The sequence below is a fragment of the Paenibacillus sp. TSM33 genome, from assembly GCF_056099025.1.
This window is the reverse complement of sequence record NZ_JBLZXB010000009.1, coordinates 24390-45935: the sequence shown is the minus strand read 5'-3', so window position 1 is coordinate 45935 and position 21546 is coordinate 24390. Positions and strand designations below refer to the sequence as shown.

21 protein-coding genes are annotated in these 21546 nt (G+C 46.1%); 8 read left to right on the top strand and 13 right to left on the bottom strand.

Going from position 1 to position 21546, the window contains the following annotated elements:
• Positions 1-73: 73 nt before the first annotated feature.
• On the bottom strand, positions 74-1162 hold the full coding sequence (locus tag ACN6NF_RS03440; RefSeq protein WP_474315156.1) for a site-2 protease family protein: 1089 nt from the start codon (positions 1160-1162) through the stop codon (positions 74-76).
• Positions 1163-1495: 333 nt separating this feature from the next.
• Here ACN6NF_RS03440 and ACN6NF_RS03435 point away from each other — a divergent pair, with 333 nt between their 5' ends.
• Entirely contained in the window at positions 1496-2446 is a 951-nt protein-coding gene (locus ACN6NF_RS03435; protein WP_474315153.1) for a macrolide 2'-phosphotransferase, read from the top strand.
• Between the two features lie 165 nt (positions 2447-2611).
• Positions 2612-5977, top strand: coding sequence for a DEAD/DEAH box helicase (locus ACN6NF_RS03430; RefSeq protein ID WP_474315151.1), 3366 nt, complete (start codon positions 2612-2614; stop codon positions 5975-5977).
• A gap of 111 nt (positions 5978-6088) precedes the next feature.
• Here the strand turns inward: ACN6NF_RS03430 and ACN6NF_RS03425 are convergent, their stop codons facing one another.
• The 3 genes from ACN6NF_RS03425 to ACN6NF_RS03415 form a co-directional block, all read right to left on the bottom strand.
• Positions 6089-7048, bottom strand: a complete 960-nt coding sequence (locus ACN6NF_RS03425; RefSeq protein WP_474315148.1) for a ring-cleaving dioxygenase — start codon at positions 7046-7048, stop codon at positions 6089-6091.
• Positions 7049-7086: 38 nt separating this feature from the next.
• The gene (locus ACN6NF_RS03420; protein ID WP_474315145.1) at positions 7087-7713 is read right to left on the bottom strand and encodes a nitroreductase family protein; all 627 of its coding nucleotides are present in this window, start codon (positions 7711-7713) and stop codon (positions 7087-7089) included.
• Between the two features lie 119 nt (positions 7714-7832).
• A complete protein-coding gene (locus ACN6NF_RS03415) occupies positions 7833-8204 on the bottom strand; it encodes an MmcQ/YjbR family DNA-binding protein (protein ID WP_474315143.1) in 372 nt (123 codons plus the stop codon).
• A 498-nt stretch (positions 8205-8702) separates the two neighbouring features.
• On the opposite strand from ACN6NF_RS03415, the gene ACN6NF_RS03410 reads away from it, so the two are divergent.
• Both ACN6NF_RS03410 and ACN6NF_RS03405 read left to right on the top strand, forming a co-directional pair.
• On the top strand, positions 8703-9623 hold the full coding sequence (locus ACN6NF_RS03410; RefSeq protein ID WP_474315377.1) for a ketopantoate reductase family protein: 921 nt from the start codon (positions 8703-8705) through the stop codon (positions 9621-9623).
• Positions 9624-9665: 42 nt separating this feature from the next.
• Positions 9666-9845 (top strand): hypothetical protein, encoded by a 180-nt coding sequence (locus ACN6NF_RS03405; protein WP_474315140.1) that lies wholly within the window; start codon positions 9666-9668, stop codon positions 9843-9845.
• 129 nt (positions 9846-9974) lie between these two features.
• On the opposite strand, the gene ACN6NF_RS03400 is transcribed toward ACN6NF_RS03405, so the two are convergent.
• From ACN6NF_RS03400 to ACN6NF_RS03375, 6 genes are all read right to left on the bottom strand, one after another.
• Positions 9975-10982 (bottom strand): AI-2E family transporter, encoded by a 1008-nt coding sequence (locus ACN6NF_RS03400; RefSeq protein WP_474315137.1) that lies wholly within the window; start codon positions 10980-10982, stop codon positions 9975-9977.
• A gap of 55 nt (positions 10983-11037) precedes the next feature.
• Positions 11038-11454 (bottom strand): phosphate-starvation-inducible protein PsiE, encoded by a 417-nt coding sequence (gene psiE / locus ACN6NF_RS03395; RefSeq protein WP_016819410.1) that lies wholly within the window; start codon positions 11452-11454, stop codon positions 11038-11040.
• An 88-nt stretch (positions 11455-11542) separates the two neighbouring features.
• Positions 11543-12037, bottom strand: coding sequence for a DedA family protein (locus tag ACN6NF_RS03390; RefSeq protein ID WP_474315134.1), 495 nt, complete (start codon positions 12035-12037; stop codon positions 11543-11545).
• A gap of 22 nt (positions 12038-12059) precedes the next feature.
• Positions 12060-12569, bottom strand: a complete 510-nt coding sequence (pssA, locus tag ACN6NF_RS03385) for a CDP-diacylglycerol--serine O-phosphatidyltransferase (RefSeq protein ID WP_474315375.1) — start codon at positions 12567-12569, stop codon at positions 12060-12062.
• 24 nt (positions 12570-12593) lie between these two features.
• Complete coding sequence (locus ACN6NF_RS03380; protein ID WP_474315131.1) at positions 12594-14363, bottom strand: sensor histidine kinase; 1770 nt, start codon at positions 14361-14363, stop codon at positions 12594-12596.
• On the bottom strand, positions 14360-15040 hold the full coding sequence (locus ACN6NF_RS03375) for a response regulator transcription factor (RefSeq protein ID WP_474315128.1): 681 nt from the start codon (positions 15038-15040) through the stop codon (positions 14360-14362). Before ACN6NF_RS03375 ends, ACN6NF_RS03380 begins: the two co-directional genes overlap by 4 nt.
• Before the next feature lie 213 nt (positions 15041-15253).
• Between ACN6NF_RS03375 and ACN6NF_RS03370 the strand changes: the two genes are divergently transcribed.
• The 3 genes from ACN6NF_RS03370 (at position 15254) to ACN6NF_RS03360 (ending at position 17865) form a co-directional block, all read left to right on the top strand.
• Complete coding sequence (locus ACN6NF_RS03370) at positions 15254-16597, top strand: glycoside hydrolase family 30 protein (protein WP_474315125.1); 1344 nt, start codon at positions 15254-15256, stop codon at positions 16595-16597.
• A 162-nt stretch (positions 16598-16759) separates the two neighbouring features.
• Positions 16760-17149 carry a winged helix-turn-helix transcriptional regulator gene (locus ACN6NF_RS03365; RefSeq protein WP_474315122.1) on the top strand — a complete coding sequence of 130 codons (390 nt, stop codon included), beginning with the start codon at positions 16760-16762 and terminating at the stop codon, positions 17147-17149.
• Between the two features lie 329 nt (positions 17150-17478).
• Positions 17479-17865, top strand: a complete 387-nt coding sequence (locus tag ACN6NF_RS03360) for a hypothetical protein (protein WP_474315119.1) — start codon at positions 17479-17481, stop codon at positions 17863-17865.
• Between the two features lie 106 nt (positions 17866-17971).
• Here ACN6NF_RS03360 and ACN6NF_RS03355 read toward each other — a convergent pair whose 3' ends face one another.
• Positions 17972-18463, bottom strand: a complete 492-nt coding sequence (locus tag ACN6NF_RS03355; RefSeq protein WP_474315117.1) for a phenolic acid decarboxylase — start codon at positions 18461-18463, stop codon at positions 17972-17974.
• Between the two features lie 159 nt (positions 18464-18622).
• On the opposite strand from ACN6NF_RS03355, the gene ACN6NF_RS03350 reads away from it, so the two are divergent.
• Positions 18623-19171, top strand: coding sequence for a PadR family transcriptional regulator (locus ACN6NF_RS03350; RefSeq protein WP_474315114.1), 549 nt, complete (start codon positions 18623-18625; stop codon positions 19169-19171).
• 74 nt (positions 19172-19245) lie between these two features.
• Here the strand turns inward: ACN6NF_RS03350 and ACN6NF_RS03345 are convergent, their stop codons facing one another.
• Both ACN6NF_RS03345 and ACN6NF_RS03340 read right to left on the bottom strand, forming a co-directional pair.
• Complete coding sequence (locus tag ACN6NF_RS03345) at positions 19246-20445, bottom strand: Ger(x)C family spore germination protein (RefSeq protein ID WP_474315111.1); 1200 nt, start codon at positions 20443-20445, stop codon at positions 19246-19248.
• Positions 20442-21536: a GerAB/ArcD/ProY family transporter gene (locus tag ACN6NF_RS03340; protein WP_025363967.1), complete on the bottom strand. Its 1095-nt coding sequence runs from the start codon at positions 21534-21536 to the stop codon at positions 20442-20444. Before ACN6NF_RS03340 ends, ACN6NF_RS03345 begins: the two co-directional genes overlap by 4 nt.
• Positions 21537-21546 lie beyond the last annotated feature (10 nt).

The window sequence follows — 21546 nt, the reverse complement described above, 5'->3', positions numbered from 1 at the left end:
TCCCCTTCCCCAAAAAAACAAAAAAGAGCGCGATCTGTAAGTATCAGATCCGCGCCTCTTTATAACCACATTATTATAGCCTGATATCTCCTATGTGCTGGTGCACTGCATACATCATCCCTATCAGGAATAAGGCCAAGCCCATATAACCGATACCGAATTTCCAGCGTGATGATGCGGGTACTTCGTAATATTTATCATTTTCAAATGGAATGTAGTCAATCCCACACAGCAATCTGAGCTGATACGCATCCGGGGTCGGTATATGTTCTACACCGTTCAGCCATACATGCTGGACAAGACACTGCTGTGGCAGCAGAAGTGTCTGCTCCACATCCAGACTCTCCATATATACCGTTACATATTGCTGCCCCTCCAGATCCGAGTAGGTATTAAAGGATAATCTGCGCGTATGCTCCGGTCCAGGCAGCGGATATCCTTGCTCATATAAATGCTGTACGTTAACCAGTGGCTTCTGTAATAACGACTGAACCTTGACGCCTTCTTTATTGCGTTTGACATATTTTTTGTATAAATCATAGGCAAATAGTGCCCAAATAAAGAAAAATAAAATGGATTTCAAATACACGATCACTACAATCCCACCCAGTAGGCCCACCAGCCATAACCAGCGTGTCACTGCTGTAGAAATCCGTCCTCCATCAAGCGGATGAATCGGCAGCAAATTGATCAGGTTCAGGAAAAAACCGATATATGCTAGTGCATACAAAAGTGGACTGTCTGTTGCATACGCTCCTGCGTATACAGCCATAGCCCCAACCGTCCCCAATAACGGGCCACCCATGGCCACGTAAGCCTCTGTCTGGGCATCCAAAGGCTGTCGTTTCATGGTGATTAACGCACCGAGAAATGGAATAAATAACGGTGTCGACACCGGAAGCCCCTTGCGTTTGGCAGCCAATACATGCCCCAGCTCATGCACAAATAACAACAACACGAACCCAACCGCAAATCCCCACGGGTATATGATCGCATACGTGCCAATCGTAAATGCCATAGATATCAGCGCACCGCCAAATTTACTGAATTTTAAAAGGGCAAGTAGCGATTTGCCTTTCAGCAGGAGCAATGCTGCTGCACTACCAAGATACCATTTGGATGAGCCGGATTTGGAATCGGTCTTATTGTCTTCTTTTTGCAAACGTATCCGTCTCCTTTCTCTAATACTTCCATTGTATCCTGCAATGTGCAGCTTGTAAAAACTTCTCTAACCCACAGATAAGCGAACTGGGGAAGCCATGTACATTATTCCGCATATTGTAGACATCCTCCAATGTCGGATGGTATATTAGGGCTGGTTTAGATACCCTATTTTGTAAAAGGAGGTTTGCTCATTCATGTGTACTCACTACATGCGTCTCAGATAAAAGGCTAGACTTCTCAATGAAGCTCAACCTGTTTTTTACATGAAGGGTTGAGGCTTGTTTAAGTTGCCTTTTTTAAGACCAAATCTGAATAATGAGGTGTGTTTCATATGAATGAAAAGCGTTCCTTGACTAACCCGAATGACGTTAGCGATATATTGGCCCTTGCCCAAAGCAATGGGCTCCACATACAACATGAAGGATTGGAACTCAATGAATCCGGGCTGGATTTCCGAGCCGTATTCGCCAAAGACATCCACGATACCCCTTGGGTTCTACGTACACCGCGACGAGCAGATGTGATTCAATCTGCCGCTTACGAGCATAAGGTGCTTCGGATGATTCGTGATACTCTTCCTATAGCGGTACCTGATTGGCAAATATATAGTCCAAAGCTCATCGCCTATCCTCAGTTGGGGGGAACTCCCGCTGCTACTATTGATATGGAAACAAAAAGCTATGTATGGTTCATCAACCCTGACGCTCTGACGGATAGATTCGTTGCTTCACTCGCTAAAGCCTTAGCCGCGTTGCACCGGACAGATTACCAACGGGCAGCTGATTTCGGTGTTCGCGTAAAGCAGCACGACGAAGTTCGGCAATTAATGGCTCAGCGAATGGAAGAAACACGGCGCGTCTTTGGTGTATCCGAGGAGCTGTGGCAACGATGGCAGGCGTGGCTAGCTGACGATAGCTACTGGCCGGCATATTCCGCATTTGTGCACGGCGATCTGCACCCAGGTCATATTCTGGTCTCTTCGAATACAGAGGTTACTGGAATACTAGACTGGACTGAGGCCGAAGTAGCTGATCCGGCAATTGATTTTACGAGTTACTATACTTTATTCGGAGAAGTAGAGCTTGCTCGTTTATTGAAGCTTTATGAGACAGCAGGCGGACGTGTATGGCCGCGTATGAGCGATCATATCGTCGAATTAACTTCAGCTTACCCTGTGCTTATCGCCGAATTCGCCCTTAAGTCTGGTCTGAAAGAGTATATGGATATGGCACGTAATGCGCTGGGAGTTCATGAGCAAGGAGAAGGGTTGCCCGACATATAATATAGCTGTAGCCACCTGGCAGACTTTGGTTCAATGACGGACCAAGGCCTGCTTTTTTTCTTCTCTTCTTTTTCCTAAAGTTACGTTCCGCACTCCAGTGTCCTTCACCCGGTCTGTTCTGTTATCATGTAGAAAACGGAATAACTCAGGAAAGGATTACGAACCATGAGTTTTGAACTTACCCGGCGAGCGATCAGACAACTATGCAGTCAATCTGCTTATGACGACGGGGATGCCTATTATCGGGCCAAAAAGGTGGCCTTTACACAAATAGATCATAATGAAGGTGTGTATGAAGCTACAGTCAAAGGAAACGGCTTTTATGCCGTTGCTGCGATGATCCGGCCCAACGGCAGTATTCGCGCGGAATGCACCTGTAGCTCATTTCAGACCACCGGACGTTATTGCAAACATATTGTCGCGGTTCTTCTTAACGCCTATGATATGCGACGCGGAAAAAGTCTGTCCGTACGCTCCTATGTCTCCAGACTTCATCCCGGCACTGCCCCAGATCCAGAGGGGAGCATGGGTTCAGACGGGATGTACACATCTACAGATGCCCCCAATGAACACACTGCCAGAATTTCACGATCCTCTGGCATCACACAAGGGGATCTCCAGCTGACCGACAGTATGTTAAAACTATTCGGCCGCAAGAGACCGCTTCGCAGCACTCCTACGCTGCTGGATACTCGTGCGATCTTGGATTTTCAATTCGTCATCCGGCCTTTTGCCTACGGTTACCAAAAATATATGTTTGGATTAGAAATGAAGGCTGGACCCAAACGATTATACATCGTTCAGAAAATCCGTCCGTTTCTGGACAGTATCGACCGTGGGAATAGCTACATGTTCACGAAGAGCTTCTCTTACGAGCCTGAGCTGTACCGCTTCCGAGCTGAACATGACGCGATCCTTCAGCAATTATCCCAGGTATGCCAACAGGAGCGCATGATTCGGGAAACCTCTGGTACGTATTCAGCCTCCGGCAGTCATATGAGTGGCGAGCGAATGCTTCTCATCCCGCCTGCCGCTTGGGATAGGCTGCTCCCCTTGCTGACAGCAGCACAAGGCGTCTACTTTGAAATTCACGGTAACATGAGCGAAGGTATTCCTCAGTCCGACCTGATGCTTCCGCTGCAATTTGAATTTGATGAGGCCGAATCCACAAGCGAGGGCTACCAGCTAAGCATTCAAGGATTAGATGACTTGACCATCATGGAGGACTACGGTGTCGTCATTGCCGATGGCAAGCTTGTCAAGCAGAAGGATGATGCCTTACGGCGTTTGTCCGAGCTAAAACGAATGGTCGAGGTACATCACAGACGAGCAGTCCAGATCGCACCAGAACAGATGGAAGCTTTTATGGATAAGGTCGTGCCCGGGTTAATGAAGCTCGGACGTGTCCATATGACCCGTTCTGTCTCAGAGCGGGTCGCCCAGCATCCGTTGAAGGCCAAGCTGTATCTGGACCGGGTAAGAGACAAACTGCTGGCAGGATTGGAATTCCAATATGGAGACATCATCATCAACCCGTTGGAAACAGATGCACGAACGCCAGGTAACGACCGGATTCTGATACGTGATGGGGAACAGGAGCAACGGATTTTGGAACTGATGGAGCATAGCTCCTTTGCCAGAACAGACAGCGGATACTTTATGGAAGATGAAGATGCGGAGTATGACTTTTTGTACCATACGGTTCCACAACTGGAAAAGTTACTGGACGTCTATGCCACAGGTGCAGTCAAATCGAAAATCAATAATACGCTGCCTGTCCCAAGAATACGGGCGGAGTGGGATGAACGTACGGATTGGCTTGAATTTAAATTTGATATTGAGGGTATACCGGAATCGGAAATTCGCAAGCTGCTCCAATCGTTGGAAGAAAAACAGAGATATCACCGTCTACCGAATGGTGCCCTGCTGCCGCTGGAAACAGAGGAGTACAAGGAATTAATTCGGTTCATGAACGAAACAGGTATCCGCAAAAGCGATCTGGATGCAGCGCAAATTCGTATCCCGGTCACACAGGGTCTGTACTTAATTGATCCTCACGATCATGTAAAAAGCCTGACCCTGGGTAAAACCTTCCGCCAGCTGCTAGAAAATATTCGCAATCCTGATCATCTCGACTTTCCAGTACCCGTCACGCTTGCCCCTATCTTGAGAGATTATCAGGTCTACGGTTTTCAATGGCTTAAGACCTTAGCACATTACCGTTTTGGAGGCATTTTGGCAGATGATATGGGGCTGGGCAAAACGCTGCAAAGCATTGCCTTCCTCGTCTCTGTATTGCCGGAAATTCGCAGTCAGCAGCTTCCAGCCATGATCGTGTCCCCTGCATCACTGGTGTACAATTGGCGGAATGAACTAGAGAAATTCGCCCCGCATATCCGCGTCAATATTGCAGATGGCAGCCCGGAGGAACGGAGTCGAATTATACGGGATGCCGCCAGCTATGACGTTATTATTACTTCCTATCCGCTGCTGCGACGCGATGCGGATGTGTACAGCAAGCCATCGTTTCATACGCTCATTCTGGACGAAGCTCAGGCGTTCAAGAATCATGCTACCCAGACGGCACAGGCCGTTAAGGATGTACAAGCCCGTTACCGCTTTGCCCTGACAGGAACGCCAATCGAGAATACATTGGAAGAACTTTGGTCCATCTTCGACGTTGTATTTCCTGAGCTATTTCCCGGCGGAAAAAGAGCGTTTCACAATCTGCCTCGAAATGTGATTGCCAAGCGGGTTCGTCCGTTCCTGCTGCGCCGTCTAAAGAGTGATGTTCTTAAGGAACTGCCTGAGAAAATCGAATCCGTGCAGGTATCACGCCTCCTGCCAGATCAGAAAAAGCTGTACACGGCTTATCTGGCCAAGCTCCAGCATGAAACGTTGAAGCATCTTAACGAAGAAGGATTTCAGAAAAACCGGATTAAAATCCTCGCAGGTCTGACCCGACTTCGTCAGCTATGCTGTCATCCGAGCTTATTCATCGAAGGATATACGGGAAGCTCGGCCAAATTTGAACAACTGCTGGAGATTATTACGGAATGTCTCAGCTCCGGGAAGCGGCTGCTCATTTTTTCACAGTTCACCACAATGCTTCAAATGGTCGGACGCGAGCTTTCTCGTGAAGGGGTTCCCTACTTTTACCTGGATGGACAAACCCCCGCCCCCGAACGAGTCGAGCTGTGCAGTCGCTTCAACGAAGGAGAACGCGAGCTGTTCCTGATTTCCCTCAAGGCAGGAGGTACGGGTCTGAACCTCACCGGCGCAGATACCGTCATTCTATATGACCTGTGGTGGAATCCCGCTGTGGAAGAGCAGGCTACCAACCGCGCACACCGAATGGGCCAGAAAAAAGTGGTGCAGGTTATTCGGCTCGTCGCCCAAGGTACGGTAGAGGACAAAATGTATGAGCTACAGCAAAAAAAGAAAAACCTGATCGACCAGGTCATTCAGCCGGGGCAAGAAAGCCTTTCAGCACTGACCGAACTGGAAATTCGTGAGCTGCTCATGATCTAAACAGCTCTTCCACGCTTATTTTTACACTAATGACATTCAGATACCAAAAGGTCCAATGAGGGTGGAAATCTTCCCGCATTGGACCTTTTGGTGCGTATGTGATTGTCCAGCTTAAACCGATTCATCCTGTTGGAGTACTCTAGGTTCGATGGGAACCAGATTAGACTCAATCTGGGCGCGCTGAGGCTCATACCATTCAGGCAGCATCAGCTTGTGCCCCAACTCATTCAATTCCTCATCCACGGTAAATCCGGGCGGATCGGTTGCGATCTCGAATAAAATGCCACCTTGCTCGCGGAAGTATACGGCATTGAAGTATTGGCGATCTACAATGCCACTGGTCCCAAAACCATGCTGGCGAACCCATTCGTTCCATGCCTGATGTTCTGTATCATCCTGCGCTCGCCACGCAATATGGTGAACCGTACCGGCGCCGCCGTTCCCCCATGGTACATCTTTGACCGGAATGTCGATCAGGTTGCCTAGATCCCCAGTCGTCTGATAACGGATATAGCCTGCATCTGCGTCTTCTCCGACGGGAGTCATGCCCAGAACATTCTCCAGCACGCCTTGGGTGTGCTTGGAATCCGCACTGTAGAGCACTGCTCCTCCAAAGCCCTTGATCGCTTTATCTGTAGGCACGCCTCCGGCTGTCCACGTATTCACCGGGCCTTCCTCGCGCTCCACCAGTTCCAGATGCAAGCCCTCATTGTCTCGGAACTGGATGAATGACTCGCCAAAGCGAGTAGCCTTCGTGAAGGATACCTTCAAGCTGTGCAGACGGTTTTCCCAGTAATCTAGCGAGCCCAGCGGCACGACATACGTCGTAATCCCGACTTGCCCGCCTCCAATTTTACCCTTGCGTGTACCCGGAGCCGGAAAAAAGGTAATGATCGTGCCCGGACTGCCTTCTTCATTCCCAAAATACAAATGATATACTTCTGGAGCGTCAAAGTTAATTGTCTTTTTGATCAACCTCAAACCAAGCACACCTGCGTAAAAATCAACATTGCCCTGTGGATCGCCTGCAAAGGACGTAATATGGTGAATTCCAGCGGTTTTCAAAGACATCTCAGTCACTCCTTAATGAACATGATAATTTACAAATTTCAAAATCCATTGTAGCTAACAAACTGTCCAACCGGCTTGCGATATCCTCTTGCCCGTTGCCCCGATTCGTCCTCTTTCCCCAAGGTGATCATCATCACAGGCACAAATTGCTCGGGGATATTCAGTACTTCTTGCACCTTCGCCGGGTCAAAACCGATCATTGGGCAAGTATCCCAGCCTTTGTCCTTGGCAATCAACATAAATTGCATAGCCGACAGGCTGGCATTACGAATCGCTTCTTCTCTCTGGAAGACAGGTCCCCGCTCGCGATAAAACTGAGTTACCGATTCTACGGTGCTATCATATTCCTGCTTGCTCAGAACACCCAAATTCAGGAACCCTTCGTTGAGGTCAGCTACCTTGGTATAAGCCTCTGTATCACCCAGCACTACAATAGTGGCCGAAGCGGTTAATATTTTATACTGCTTACTTGCCTCGTCATGCAGCCTTTGTTTGATCTCTGCATCCTGCACTACGATATAACGCGCATGCTGTAAATTAAAAGCCGATGGAGCAAACTTCACCAGCTGAAATATCTCTTCCAGTTCTTTTGCATCTATAGTAACATCAGGAATAAATTTAGAAGCCGATCTTCTCTCTTGAATAATATTCACCAGTTCGCTCATATTCAGTTCCACTCCTTGATATTATTTTCAAATAAATTATCTTTAAATTAAGAATATGTCTTTAGGGGTTTTCTGTCAAGTAAAACTATAAAAGTGTTACTAAGGGCTTCACCAGCCCTTTACAGATCCGTAGCCCGTATCCTCATCGTAATCGCTTCGCGTTGCGCTTTGGTTAAGCTTTTGAAGACCAGCTCATACGAATGGTCGATCATGCTGTACAAATCCTCCAACGGGAAGCTTCCATCAACCTCTATCGTATTCCAATGCTTTTTGTTCAAATGATAGCCTGGCTTAATTGCCTTGTTCTGCTGACGCAGGTTTTCTGCAATGACTGGATCACATTTCAGGGATACGTGGCTAATGCCATCTTTTTCAGTCAGGAGAGCAAACATCTTGCCCCCTACCTTTAGTACCAGGGGATCAGCTCCAAATGGATAATCCTTAACGGCCTCTTCTTGGCTCAGACCATACGCTACAATTTGCTCAAACACCAGCCTTCTCTCCTCTGCTCCAAGTTATCGGTCTATAAACTTATTTGCGCCTATTATATCACCTCCATGCGCTCCAAATATATCAGGTCCGTGCTACATGTACCAAAAAGAAAGTCATTATGGATATCATCACATACACGCTGTTTGGATTGGCTTTATATGGGACAGGAACCCGATATTCTGGTATACTCCCCTGAGAGGCTGTATCGATATATTCGAACGGTACTCTGGTAAGGTGTAATTTAATAAGTATAAGTGTGAGCCTATGGAGGTGAACTCGTTGGATTTTGCTCTGATCCGAAAGGACCGAGACAAAAGAACGGTCGCAAATTGACTCTTTTTTTGCCTTTCGGACCTTTTCAGCAATGTGCTGGAAGGTTTTTTTGTTTTCCAAAACCAAGGTAGGAAAGGATTTGAATGTATCATGACAAACTCGAATGCGCTTAATGTTTTGCAACTAAAGGAAATGAAACCAGAAATAAAGGCGGGTATCCTATGATGCGGTTTCTAGTTGTCGGTGCAGGAGCTATTGGAGGCTATTTCGGGGGACGCCTGGTTCAAAAAGGAGAAGATGTAACCTTTCTCGTGCGCCCTTCCAAAAAGCTTCATTTGGCAGAAAACGGTCTGACGATTCAAAGTGTGCACGGAGATTTTCAGACACCGATCCAGGCTATTACCTATGGTGAAGCTGCTGAGCCATTTGACTGTATTATTCTCGCGGTCAAAGCGTACCATCTGCCTCTATTGCAGCCAGACCTTGCGCCTTATATCGGCAAAGATACCATGATTCTTCCTTTACTTAACGGTTATGAACATTTTGAATCTTTGCGCGAATATTTCGGAGCTGAAAAAGTGCTGGGTGGGCTTTGTTATATCGAAACGACGTTAAATCACAAAGGCTCTATCGTTCAGACAAGCCCGTTCCACCGCATTGTTTTTGGTGAATGGGATGGAGGAAACTCTGAGCGGGCGCAACTACTATGTAGCCATCTTGATCATGCAGGCTTCACCGTCACACACAGTCATGACATTCAGCGTGAAATTTGGCAGAAGTATATATTTATTGCCAGCATGAGCGGAATCACAACCCTGATGGGTACCTCCGTCGGACCTATACTCGCCACGCCCGAATCGCGTGCAATCTATAAAAAGCTACTGCATGAGATCGTCACAATCGCACGCAATGCAGATATGCCTATTCATTCAGAAATGGAAGCACATACGCTAAAAACGATGGATTCCTTAAAGCCTGAGATGATGTCTTCCATGCAACGTGATATGCAGAAAAGTCTACCGGTTGAAGCAAGCCATCTGCATGGTGCACTTCTGGCATTGGCTTCTGGCAGTAATATTTCATATCCGATACTTGAAACGGTGTATGCCCGCTTAAAGGTCTATGAGAGCTTATTGAACACGTGATTCCAGCTCCTGTCTAGTTTCAGTATTTGTAATGATGCCCTCTTGATTCAGCTTCAATGTGATATGCGACATGCGCTGTCCGGCATTGAAGCAGGAGCAGGCAACCAGCTTGTATATGGAAGATCACCCTGGGGAACGATTATCGAGCTGATAAGCTACCTTGACGGTATCCGATATCCCCAAGAAAGTGAAGCGTACCGTTGGACTCCTCCTGAACAATGATGAGCGTCAACCAGCTTTCCCATGAATAAAATGAGGAATACCAGGAAATCAAAAAATGCCTGCGGCTTCGCAGGCATTCGTCATAAAAAATCAATGGTCACTACTATGTTCGTATCTGTCGTGAATAGATTAGGTATCCTTCTCTTGCTTGCGTTGTACCCCGATCAGGTCAAGGAAGAAAACAAACAACGGAATACCTACAATCAAGCCCCACACCCCAATTAAATGCTCAGAGAAGATCAATACAACAAAGGTGAAGAAGATCGGTAAATTGGTTTTGGATGACATCAGCTTCGGATTCAGGAAATAGGCTTCAATCGCATGAATCACCACGATCAGAATAACCAAGTAAATCACATAATTGATTCCCCCGACGCTAAACGCAATCAGACCGAGCGGGATCAGGGAGATGAACACACCCGCCACTGGCACCAACCCCAACAAGAATATAATGAGCGCGAGGCCGAGCAGATTGGGAAAACCCATAATCCAAAGAGCCGTCGTCGTCAATATACAGTTGATGAGTGAAATCAATAGTTGAGCTTCCAGCACCTTCCCGAAGGTACCCAGAAACATGCGCCCAAAATGACCCACTTCCTCGAAGAACCAGCCCAGCTTACTATCCACAAACGTAGCTGTAAAGCGTGTAATATAGGATTTTTCCATCAGGAAGAACAAGCTCAAAATAATCGATACCAGGAGTTGTGTTCCCAGCTGGCTGATTTTCATTACCACATTCCAGCCAGGCTCAAATAACCGCTGAACATTGAGCGTGTCCATAAATTCAATAATCGTTTCGTTCCATTGATTACGGTCAGGATACATATACGCCTGCTGAATCATCAGATATACCTGCTTGACCTGTACGCTGATTAGCGGCACCATTCGGTAAACTCCCCACACGATAATCAGAATCAGCAACCCGTATACCAGTAGCAGCACGATCATAGGCGGCACATTGGCGAACCGCTTGACCAGCTTATTCACACCGTTATATATGCTGCCAATCAAAATCGTAAGCAGCAGTGTTAACAAAATAATATTCATCATGCTTCTTAACATGAAGAGCAGTAAAACGATTATCGCAAGGACGGCTGCCCGCCTGACGCCTGCATGATTCATCCAGTTTCTTACCATTCGTGTTTATTCCCTCTCTCCCACTTGACTGTCACCCTTGCAATCTTCCTCGGCATCAACTTTCTCTCTTTAACAACTTACTGTTAGCAATCAATAGAGAACCTACCATGACTAGGATAGCAATGGACCACCAGAATGTATTTTTAGCATCATCATGGTCCACAATAATGAGCCTGATGACGGCCGTAATCCCAATATAGATGAAATAACGTAATGGAAAATGAAAATTGGTTTTAAAGTACTTAACGATTAATGCAATGAATTCAAAATACAAAAAGAATACAAGCAGTTCTTCCGTGAATTCATAGTAATTTTTGTCGTCTTCTGTAGACAAGAACACATATGAAAATATGGCCCATGTTTCTTTTAGAAGTAAGAAGCTTAAAATCAGCCCGACCAGAAACAGCGAGATATTCAAGATCATTTGCAGAAAACCAGGTAACTTTTCAATATACTTCATTAATGCATTCAATACAGATCCCCTCACTGGTTGTACAGGTTCTTTTATTTATATTATCGGTGCAATACATGATAAATGCTACATTACTTTTGCGGCCACCTTAATGAAAGTTTATATTCGCCCCGGCAATGTAACCAATGGAGATAAAGATCAGTGTCCATACCAGAGAACCGGCGCTGGCCACCAGCATATATTTTCGTACAGGCATCGCGCTAATTCCTGACAAATAGCTTGTCGCATGTCTGACCCCTGGAATAAAATAACCGAACAAAATGGTCCACAACCCAAAGCGCGCAAACCAACCTTTTACCCTAGCAAACCGCTTCGGTGTCAATCCTACCCACTTGCCGTGCTTATCTACCAGCGGCTGACCCAGCTTTTTGCCTAGCGTGTAACTAATCATCATCCCTGTCATTGCACCAATGAAGCTGACTAATATAGATAAGGAATAATTCAGTACCATAATAGAAGATAGATAGCCGACAAACACCATAATAATTTCATCAGGAACGGGTAGCCCTATAATTCCAAGGGCAAGCAGTGCAAAAATAGCAAAATATCCGTATTGTGTAATCATGCTGATGGCCCATTCCATAGAGGCGCCACCTCCTGACCGATTATTTTTTGAAGGACGGGAAGGGAATACGGCTAACCATCAGGAACGACAGCACTACCATGAGTGCCAGCAACAACCCTGGCTTCAAATGCTCACTCCATAAAAACATAAAGGACAAAATCACGCCCGCAGCCGTAATGGGCATACCCACAAAGCCTTTGCTAAAAGCCATCAGGTTGAATCTCGCCAACCTTACCGCACCGCATATCACAAACAACACAGCTACAAGCGGCCCTATCCAGTGAGTATCTCCCAGCTTGTACAGCAAGATTAGAAAAGCAGGAGCAACACCAAAAGAGACTACATCCGCCAGCGAATCAAGTTGCTTGCCAAAATCACTGGAACAATGCAGCAGCCTTGCCAGCAAACCGTCCAGTACATCCCATAAAGCAGCCACCACCACGAGGGTAAAGGCTGTCATATATTGCTCATGAATCGTGAAGTACAGGGATAACACCCCTGCCCCCAGGTTTGCAAGTGTGCAAAGTGAGGGCAACCAATTCCATTTCATACTTGTTAACTCCTTTGCCATAGCTTAGCCTCCGAATATAACGACAAAACGGACGCCATCCTTGGTATTCTCCGCCATATAGCGGAATTCGTGTAAATCCAGAATTCGTTTAACGATCGATAGCCCGAGTCCTGTCCCACCTGTCTGGCGGCTACGGGACAGCTCGGCCCGGTAAAAACGATTCCATATGAGCTCCAACTGATCGGCTGGGATGGTCTCCCCCTTATTTTCAATGGAAAACGTATTGACCTCCCCGGAGCCTTCGATACGAATCGTGATCGAGCTTCCTTCCTCGGCATGTCGTATGGCGTTGACAACAAAGTTGATAATCACCTGTTCCATCCATCCTATATCGGCATGAATCGGCAGCTCATTGGCAGGAATAATGATCACTTCCAGCTTCTTCTCCTTCAATAGATGGAATAGCTTATCCACAACCTCCTCCACCAACTCACTCAAGATAAAGGTCGCCTTGCGAAGCTTGAGGGTTCCAGACTCCAATTTGGCAAGGTCCAGCATATCCTTGACCAATCGCTCCATTTTGTCCGCTTCCTCTACAATGACTTTCATATAATGATCCTGCTTCCCGGCGCTGACTCCATCTTGCAATCCTTCTGCAAACCCTTTGATAATACTTAGCGGGGTTTTCAGCTCATGAGAAGCATTGGCAAAAAAGTCTTGTTGCACAGCCTCCATCCTCTGCTTCTGTTCCATGTCCTCGACCAATTGCTGATTGGCCTCCTGAAGCTCGCGCAAAGCTGTGTCCAGGTTCTGGGACAGGGTATACATGCTGTAGGACAGGCTCCCCAGCTCATCATTCTGCCGGATTGGCGTATGGGCTGTAAAATCGAGCTTGGCCATCCGCTTGGCGGTATTGTTCAAAGTAATAAGCGGACGGGTTACCATTCGGGAATAGAACAGGGACAAAATCAGAATGAGTGCAAATCCGCCGATCCCCAGATACAGATAAAACCAGCGTAGAGCCTCATTCGTCTCACTGATTTCCTGCAACGATGTCACAGTGAACAAGAGGTCGATCTCGCCTGTGCTCTGACGAACAGGATGGACGATAACGGCATTTCGTACCCCTGTCCAAGGTTCCGTCCACTCTTCCTCCAACACCTCGAAATTTTTAAGTTTCTCCAGATGATCCTGGGATAAAGGAAACCATTCCTCCAGCGCACTATACAGCAGACCTTGACGCTGACTCCATGTTTTCAGATCCGGCATCACAATCTCTGTCACCGTACCGGACAGTCTTACACTGTCATCTGTGCTTGTCTCATCCGAAGTTGATCCTATATTTTTGGAACCAAGCTTCTGTATGCCTGATGGATAAATTAAATAGGCAGAGGAGATGTCGCCAGTTCCCAACACCTCACCTTCAACGGTCACCGTGTCACCAGGCTGAATCCGGGCAGCCCTCAGTTCATCTCCGTATTCACTCATAAACAGAGACAACGATATTTTAACGATTTTACCATCTGCTTTTCTGAGATTGATATGAAACGCATCATCCAGCTTTACTTTGCCGTCCAGCGTTACAATCGCCAGCTGGTTTTTATTCTGAAGCATAAAACGAGCGGCCTCACGCGAAACCTTGCCCGATCCCCAAGCCTCCTGGACATAACTTTGACTGAAGCTTTGCAAACGACTTTCCACACGCCCAATCTTCTGTTTCTGATAAAAATTTTCAAAAAACAGCAATTGACTTAAAATCACCATACCGTAAAAACACAGAAAAAACACAACCGTCATTATGAACAACTTAAAGGTAACTCCCCGTTTGTTCATTCTTCCTCCTCGAACCTGTAGCCTGTACCAAAAACCGTACGGATATGGCGTGATTCACGGCCCAACTTACTTCTCAGCTTTTTGATATGCGTATCGACAACTCGTGTATCTCCTTCAAAATCGATACCCCACACCCGGTTCAGTATGGCATCCCGTGAAACAACGATGCCTTTATTATGTATAAGCAGCCGCAGCAGCTCATACTCCTTGGGCGTCAGTTCGACTTCCGCTTGATCCAGTTCAAGCCGATGAGCCATCGTGTTGAGCATAGCACTGCCGAACCGCAATATATGCGACTCCGGCTGCACATGTCCCTCCACCCGTTTCATCAGCGCGTTCGCGCGAGCAATCAGCACCTTGGGGCTGAAAGGCTTGGTCACGTAGTCATCTGCCCCCAGCTCAAAGCCCAATATTTTATCATCATCACCGGATTTGGCCGTCAGCAAAATAATCGGCACCCCTGAACGGCTGCGCACCTGACGGCATACCTCCCAACCATCCAGCTCAGGCATCATAATATCGAGTATAATGAGTTCCGGCTGCACCGAATCAAACCAGAGGAGTGCATCTTTTCCATTGCCTGCTTCATAGACTTCCCAATTATTTTGTTTAAAATAATCCGCAATCACTTCACGAATACGTATTTCATCCTCCACGAGAAGAACTCTTTTATTCAAATCGACTTCCCTCTTTCGGTCATTCTAGGACAACAGCATATCAAAGAGATGTGTACTTTATGTGTTCTCGCCACTTCTTATTTACGGAAACTTCTCATCCACAAATTTCACCTTGGATAAGGGCAAATTTGTCTTCGTTCAGACCATCTCTTCCCCTACGATCCTACCCTATAATAAGTAGAGATACAAAAAGCCTGAACAGGAGGGGTACACATGAGCAATCAAACCATTCAGTGGTTTTCCACTTCCAAAGCTAATGCTTGGCAATCCCAAGCTCATCATTTGACCCAAACCCAAGAGAGTGCCAACCTAACCCTTACAGGAGAAACATATCAGCTTGTAGAAGGCTTTGGCGGCTGTTTTAATGAATTGGGCTATGTGGCTCTGAATCATTTGGACAGCGAAGAGCGAGATCGGGTGCTTCATGCTCTCTTTCACCCGGAAGGCGAGCACAAATTCACGATATGCCGACTTCCTATTGGAGCGAGTGACTACGCGCTGGAATGGTACAGCCATAATGAAACAGACGGCGACATGGAGATGAAGCACTTTTCCATTGAGCGCGATCAGCAATATCTCATACCTTTTATTCGGGAAGCGTTACAACTCAATCCAGACTTGAAGCTGTTCGCCTCACCCTGGAGTCCGCCGACATGGATGAAATCACCCAAAGCTTACAATTACGGCACACTGCGCTGGGAAAAGGATATTTTGAAAGCGTATGCATTGTACTTTGTCAAATTTGTTCAGGCATACCGCAAGGCAGGCATTACGATTCACCAGGTTCATGTTCAAAATGAAGTCATTGCCGATCAGAAGTTCCCTTCCTGTGTATGGACCGGAGAACAGCTGCGTGAATTTATTCGCGACTATTTGGGGCCTGCTTTTAAAAAACACGGACTGGATACGGAAATTTGGCTGGGTACTATTAACGCTCCCGATCCGTGGGAGGAATTAATGAAGAAAACTTCAACTGGCTTCGATGAGTATGCCCATACCGTGTTGAGTGACCCCGAGGCCTATAAATATATTAAAGGTGTAGGCTATCAGTGGGCAGGCAAAAATGCCATTCAGCGTACCGTATCCAGCTATCCTGAGCTTCGTTATATGCAGACCGAAAATGAATGCGGAAACGGAGAAAATTCATGGGACTACGCCAAATATGTATATAACCTGTATCAACACTACTTCACCAATGGCGTGAATGCTTATATTTACTGGAATATGGTCTTGGAACCGCGAGGCAAGAGCACATGGGGCTGGGAGCAAAATTCGATGGTCACCGTTGATCCAGCAGATCGAAAACCTATTCTGAACCCGGAATATTACGTTATGAAGCACTTTTCTCATTTTATATTGCCAGGGGCCAGACGGATTGGAATTCAAGGTTCATGGGCTGGAAATGCGGTTGCTTTTCAAAATACAGACGGACAAAGGGTTCTGGTCATCGCCAACCCATTCAAGGAATCTCGCGTGCTGAATCTGTCTGTTGGAGAAACAACTCACCGTTTGGAGCTTGAGCCGGAGTCCTTTAACACCATCGTTATTCCTTCTTAAACGTCGTAGATTTCTGGAAGCTTCCAGCCTGACGCACATCGTCAGGTTGTGATTTGAGTCTATTCGTATCCAAACGTATGCATAGTTTCCAAAATGGATGTATCTCCTTTTGCGTACTGTAGTTATACATAGTATACTTGGATAACTACAGACAGGAGGTCGATGAACATCACAACTGTAAAAGACCGGATTGATTTGAAGCTAATTAATTGTGATAAAGAATTGACTCTCGCGGTCATCGGTGGCAAATGGAAGCTGATTATTTTGTGGCATCTGGGTATGGAAGGCACCAAGCGGTTCGGTGAATTGAAGAAGCTGATCCCCCACATTACGCAAAAAATGCTGACCAACCAATTGCGCGAACTGGAAGAAGATCAACTCATTCTGCGTAAAGTCTATCCTGTCGTCCCTCCGCATGTGGAATATTCACTGACGGAGCATGGCGAAAGCCTGATTCCGGTACTGCGAGCGATGTACGATTGGGGATCAAACTATCGCGAGAACGTGATCTGGAAAGAAGAAGAAACGGTTCAGGATGTCACACCCGTGTGACCAGCTAAACAAGCTTTTGCAAAATGCTGATATATATTTCTCGTAAAGACGACCTTGGGGTGACCTGGGGTTGTTTTTTTGTAATATAAAGACCATCGTCAAGATAATGAAAGAGATGAATACAAGTATCCGTTTCCATTGCCATTAAAATCCGTTTTCCGCTACATATTCTTTTTTTACGCTTATATTCATGATTTACATTACATCCGCTGTGACGTATGATTCTTCCATCCCTATTACAATGATCCCGAGAAGGAGGCCGTTCCAGTATGAGCCTGACGCTTGCCCAGCCCTCAACGCTCCAAACGACGCAATTATGCATTGGTTCCATGGCAATTATCCAATACGACCATCGTCAATTTCCTGATTCTGAACCGTATCAACACCATTGCTGCGGCTTGCTTACTATGTCGTGCAACGGCGCTCAAGGCGTGGCGGAATATAAGCTGCCTGAAATTAAAGGCACCTTTGACCTCGTCCGCTGGGCTTCCGTATTTACCTCGCTCAAAGGTCTGTCCCTGACCGAGGCCGAACAATATATTAAGCACCACGCTGATCACTGGGGACCTGTTAAAACAGAGCTGGCTCTATCTGCCCTATCCGATCTGGCTGCCCATGCGAACTCGTACATTCTCTCCCCAACAGCGACCATCCTCCACCCTCGGATTAGTCGTTCATATCTTGTCGAGCATGGGCTGGTCTACTATTCATTCTAGCTATCGTCCACCACTCCATTAAGCAATCCACTCTTCAGTTCACGTAAAAAAGCCTGAGACTGCTTACCACAGGCTCAGGCTGTACAACTTCATTAACCATGTTCGATTATGCTTGCAGCTTCCCTGCGCGAATGTCGTCTGTCATTCCAGCGTAAGGTGGCTGAGAAATCAATTGTTCGTTGTTTACACCTGCATTTTCGATGAAGGTAATATCCGCAAATTCAGGAACCACATACTTCGGATAGGTTTCATACTTTTCACGCGATTCTTCCATCAGCGGAATAAAATCGTTTTGGTAGCGCACCGTGATTTCCGGATGCTCATGAACCCATTTAGGGAAGAAAATAATGCCATGCATCCGTTTTTCCTCAGGCATAAAGTTCAGAGATACGTCTGTGCCTGTCGGTTCGGTCCACGATACTTTATACACATTCTCTACCAGCTTCACCAGATTGACCTTCTGATCGCGTACCCAGCGTCCGCCTACCATACCACTATGAATGCGATAATCAATCGTATCCTCATTTTTTATATATATTTCGTACTCCCAACCATTCTCATAGGTGTAAATCATGTGACTGCCGATAAACTTGTCCATCTTGCATCCTTCTTTCCTTATTATGAGTTTATGAATTAAACAAGACACCAAAATAAAACCATTATTCAAACATGTAAATATAAACATGTTCTATAATACATATAAATTGTAGCGCTGTGATATACTATTGTCAAATACCCCATTGCGAGGAGAGCTACGTTGAAACGCACATTAAAATATGCCATTTTGGGTCTGGTTCACAAAGAGGAAATGAGCGGCTACGATATTACGAGCCAATTCAAGCAGGAAATCGGACAATTTTGGAGCGCCAAGCACAGTCAGATTTACCCTGAGCTCAAAAGGCTGACCGAAGAGGGACTCATTGAATATCGCACCTCAATTACAGGAGCCAAGCTGGAAAAGAAGCTGTACTGCATTACCTCCAAAGGGACCCAAGAGCTGACCGAATGGCTGCTAAGCCCCAAAGAGTTACCGGAAACAGAAAAGGATGAATTTATGCTCATGCTGTATTTCTCAGCAGCCATCCCCAAGGAAGAAAGCAAGCGCTTGTTCGAGGATCAGATTGCCAAACGTGAAGAAAAGCTGGAATATCTGTACGAAAGTAAAAAATCTCTCCAACGGCTGGACGAGAACCTTCAAGTACCCGGCTCTAGTCAATTCGGTCATTACTTGGTGCTGAGCCGTGCCATTAATCGGGAAGAAAGCTATATTACATGGCTGAAAGAAACACTATCCCTATTTAAATAGACTTAAAAAACCTTCAATTCCACTTGGATACGTGGTGTTGAAGGTTTTTACATAATAGGTGCAAACGAAACTCTTTAGTCTGCCGTCGTAATCGAAGAGCCGTAATCTTCAATATGAATATCTGTACTAAACCGTACAGGAATGGTACTAAAGGTGGTATCCCAATCCTTTTTGACCTTGCGCCAAACTTTAGGATGCTGAATCCTTAAGGCTTCTCCGAAACCTCCAACATCCACCTTCAGCTTTTGCATCTTAGCAACGGTTTGTTCAGCTAATGAATTCACTTTCTCCTGAAAGAGACTCTCTTCTTGTCCAAGTACATTGTTGCTGCGCAAATCTTCATGCTTTATATGCACCTCCGAAACCCGTCCCTCTGAGGTCATTTTTACCTGAAAGAAAATATCTTCCCCCTGAACGATGGCCTTGATCTTGCTTTTGACCGCTTTGATTTCATATGCTATATTTTTACCGGTTTTCGGATCGCTGCTTTTTAGCACGCCTCCAATTAATTGTCCTTTGATCCACATGAGACCCTCAACCTCTGACTCATTCAGATAACCACCGTATGTTTGCGTCTTTCCCTTGACGATTCCCGCACCTGCGAGCTTGATTTCATTCTCCGACGTAATGACATTGGGTAATATAAAGCTGCTATTACCCTTCATCGGCCCGATCACTTTAACCAAGGGCATTGGTTTTAACAACCGTGCGTTCCGTTTCCGGTTTTGGAAAATATCCTTTAAGATATAGGCAGGAATCTGACCAGGGATTTTCTCCTGGAGTGTATTACCCGCCTTTTCTGTACTAATTAGCAATAGTACACTCGGCCGAATGTCATTATCTCCCAGGAAAAAGTCCAGTAGCTCGTACAACGGAATCTTGCTAAGCAAGCTGGAACTGATAATAATGGTTTTCAAATGCTGTCCAATGGGAGGACGATTGGTCCGCAATGAAATTTCTCTAATCATTTCAAAAACGGAATCGCCTGTTTCCTTAATATTAAAAAATTTCTTAGCTTGTGGAGAGGAGCTGTTCGAGCCGCCGCTTTCCTCAGGAATGATAAATTGAAAAGTTCCCGTAATTAACTCTTTTTTTGGATAATCTCCTCCTTTTCGTTTAATTTGTTCTTCTTGCGAAGATTCTTCCGCTAGATCCATAGCAATACCTGTCTCCAGATTTAGATCCTCCACTGGGGAGCTGCTCCAGCAACCTGAAAGTGTACAGCACATCAGGAGAGCCATCAATCCGAGTAATCCTGACTGGACTCTCTTCATGACCCCACCCCTCTCCAGCGAGAAATAAGCAGCAGGGGCAGTGGAAGTAGCGCGAATAAAGCGAACGCTACATTTCCGATAACCGTTCCAAAAGAAAATAGCTCATTCAAGTTTTTCGGAATTTGGGACAAGAGGTAGATAAACGGAAGCAAAATGAACAACATCTTGGAATAAGAGCTATTCAAAATTTGAGATACTCCGAGCGAAGCACAATAAAAAGCAATACTGAATGTGGCAAAAATCTGCATGATCCAAATGGTCAGCAATAAGGACTCGAACCGTTCCAACAACAGATACTCCACTTCAAAGCTGCGGGCCAAATCTAAAAATGGCCAGGTTCTGCTCAAGACCCCTTCCATTGAAAAGGCGCCAATGCACAGGATCAACGTAGCTGTATAAAAAACGACCGCGATCCCAATCGCCAGTCCGATTGCCTTGGTTGCTTTCTCAGGTTTTTCCATCCGACAAAGAATAATCAGTAAGGACTCTGTCCCCGTTAATGTCAGGATTGTAGTCTTGAGCGTTCTAAGCACTGGCATTCCCCCCTCCGACAAGACAGGACGCAAGTTATTCAATTCAAAAATATTTAAACTCAGCAAGCAGATCAGCAAAAAGATAGCCGCCGAAACCGGAAATATCAGCTGACATATCTTTCCTAATGAACCCACTCCCCCCATGCATAGGTACAGAGAGAGCCACATAAAAGGTGCTGAAATCGCCCACGCCGGAGTGCCTTCAAGCAGAAAGAACGACGTTACTTCCTCCACAGATCGGATTTCAAATGCGGCTATACAAACAAAATAAATAACAATCAGCATGCCAATCCCTTTGCCAATGAATTTGCCTGTTATTTGCTGAACATACTGGTAAAAGGTACTTTCTGGAAACCGCGAGCTTAGTTTGACTATAACCCATCCGAACAGAAAAGTGCCCACCCCTGCTAAAATGACAGATATCCACGCATCCGGTGTTTTTGCAGCTTCAGTTGCTACTCTTGGAAGGGTAAGCAACCCGGCAGCCAGCATAAAGCAAACCACAATTGCCGTTGTCTGTAACGTTGTAATCTTATCCGCTTTTTTCCCACGGGCCATCTTGCTCCCT

What these genes read in the sequence shown, in the direction of transcription:
- ACN6NF_RS03435 (WP_474315153.1), top strand. Translation starts at nt 1,496, where the DNA reads ATGAATGAAAAGCGTTCCTTGACTAACCCGAATGACGTTAGCGATATA.
- ACN6NF_RS03430 (WP_474315151.1), top strand. Translation starts at nt 2,612, where the DNA reads ATGAGTTTTGAACTTACCCGGCGAGCGATCAGACAACTATGCAGTCAA.
- ACN6NF_RS03425 (WP_474315148.1), bottom strand. Translation starts at nt 7,048, where the DNA reads ATGTCTTTGAAAACCGCTGGAATTCACCATATTACGTCCTTTGCAGGC.
- ACN6NF_RS03420 (WP_474315145.1), bottom strand. Translation starts at nt 7,713, where the DNA reads ATGAGCGAACTGGTGAATATTATTCAAGAGAGAAGATCGGCTTCTAAA.
- ACN6NF_RS03410 (WP_474315377.1), top strand. Translation starts at nt 8,703, where the DNA reads ATGCGGTTTCTAGTTGTCGGTGCAGGAGCTATTGGAGGCTATTTCGGG.
- ACN6NF_RS03400 (WP_474315137.1), bottom strand. Translation starts at nt 10,982, where the DNA reads ATGGTAAGAAACTGGATGAATCATGCAGGCGTCAGGCGGGCAGCCGTC.
- ACN6NF_RS03390 (WP_474315134.1), bottom strand. Translation starts at nt 12,037, where the DNA reads ATGGAATGGGCCATCAGCATGATTACACAATACGGATATTTTGCTATT.
- pssA (WP_474315375.1), bottom strand. Translation starts at nt 12,569, where the DNA reads ATGAAATGGAATTGGTTGCCCTCACTTTGCACACTTGCAAACCTGGGG.
- ACN6NF_RS03380 (WP_474315131.1), bottom strand. Translation starts at nt 14,363, where the DNA reads ATGAACAAACGGGGAGTTACCTTTAAGTTGTTCATAATGACGGTTGTG.
- ACN6NF_RS03370 (WP_474315125.1), top strand. Translation starts at nt 15,254, where the DNA reads ATGAGCAATCAAACCATTCAGTGGTTTTCCACTTCCAAAGCTAATGCT.
- ACN6NF_RS03365 (WP_474315122.1), top strand. Translation starts at nt 16,760, where the DNA reads ATGAACATCACAACTGTAAAAGACCGGATTGATTTGAAGCTAATTAAT.
- ACN6NF_RS03360 (WP_474315119.1), top strand. Translation starts at nt 17,479, where the DNA reads ATGGCAATTATCCAATACGACCATCGTCAATTTCCTGATTCTGAACCG.
- ACN6NF_RS03355 (WP_474315117.1), bottom strand. Translation starts at nt 18,463, where the DNA reads ATGGACAAGTTTATCGGCAGTCACATGATTTACACCTATGAGAATGGT.
- ACN6NF_RS03345 (WP_474315111.1), bottom strand. Translation starts at nt 20,445, where the DNA reads ATGAAGAGAGTCCAGTCAGGATTACTCGGATTGATGGCTCTCCTGATG.
- ACN6NF_RS03340 (WP_025363967.1), bottom strand. Translation starts at nt 21,536, where the DNA reads ATGGCCCGTGGGAAAAAAGCGGATAAGATTACAACGTTACAGACAACG.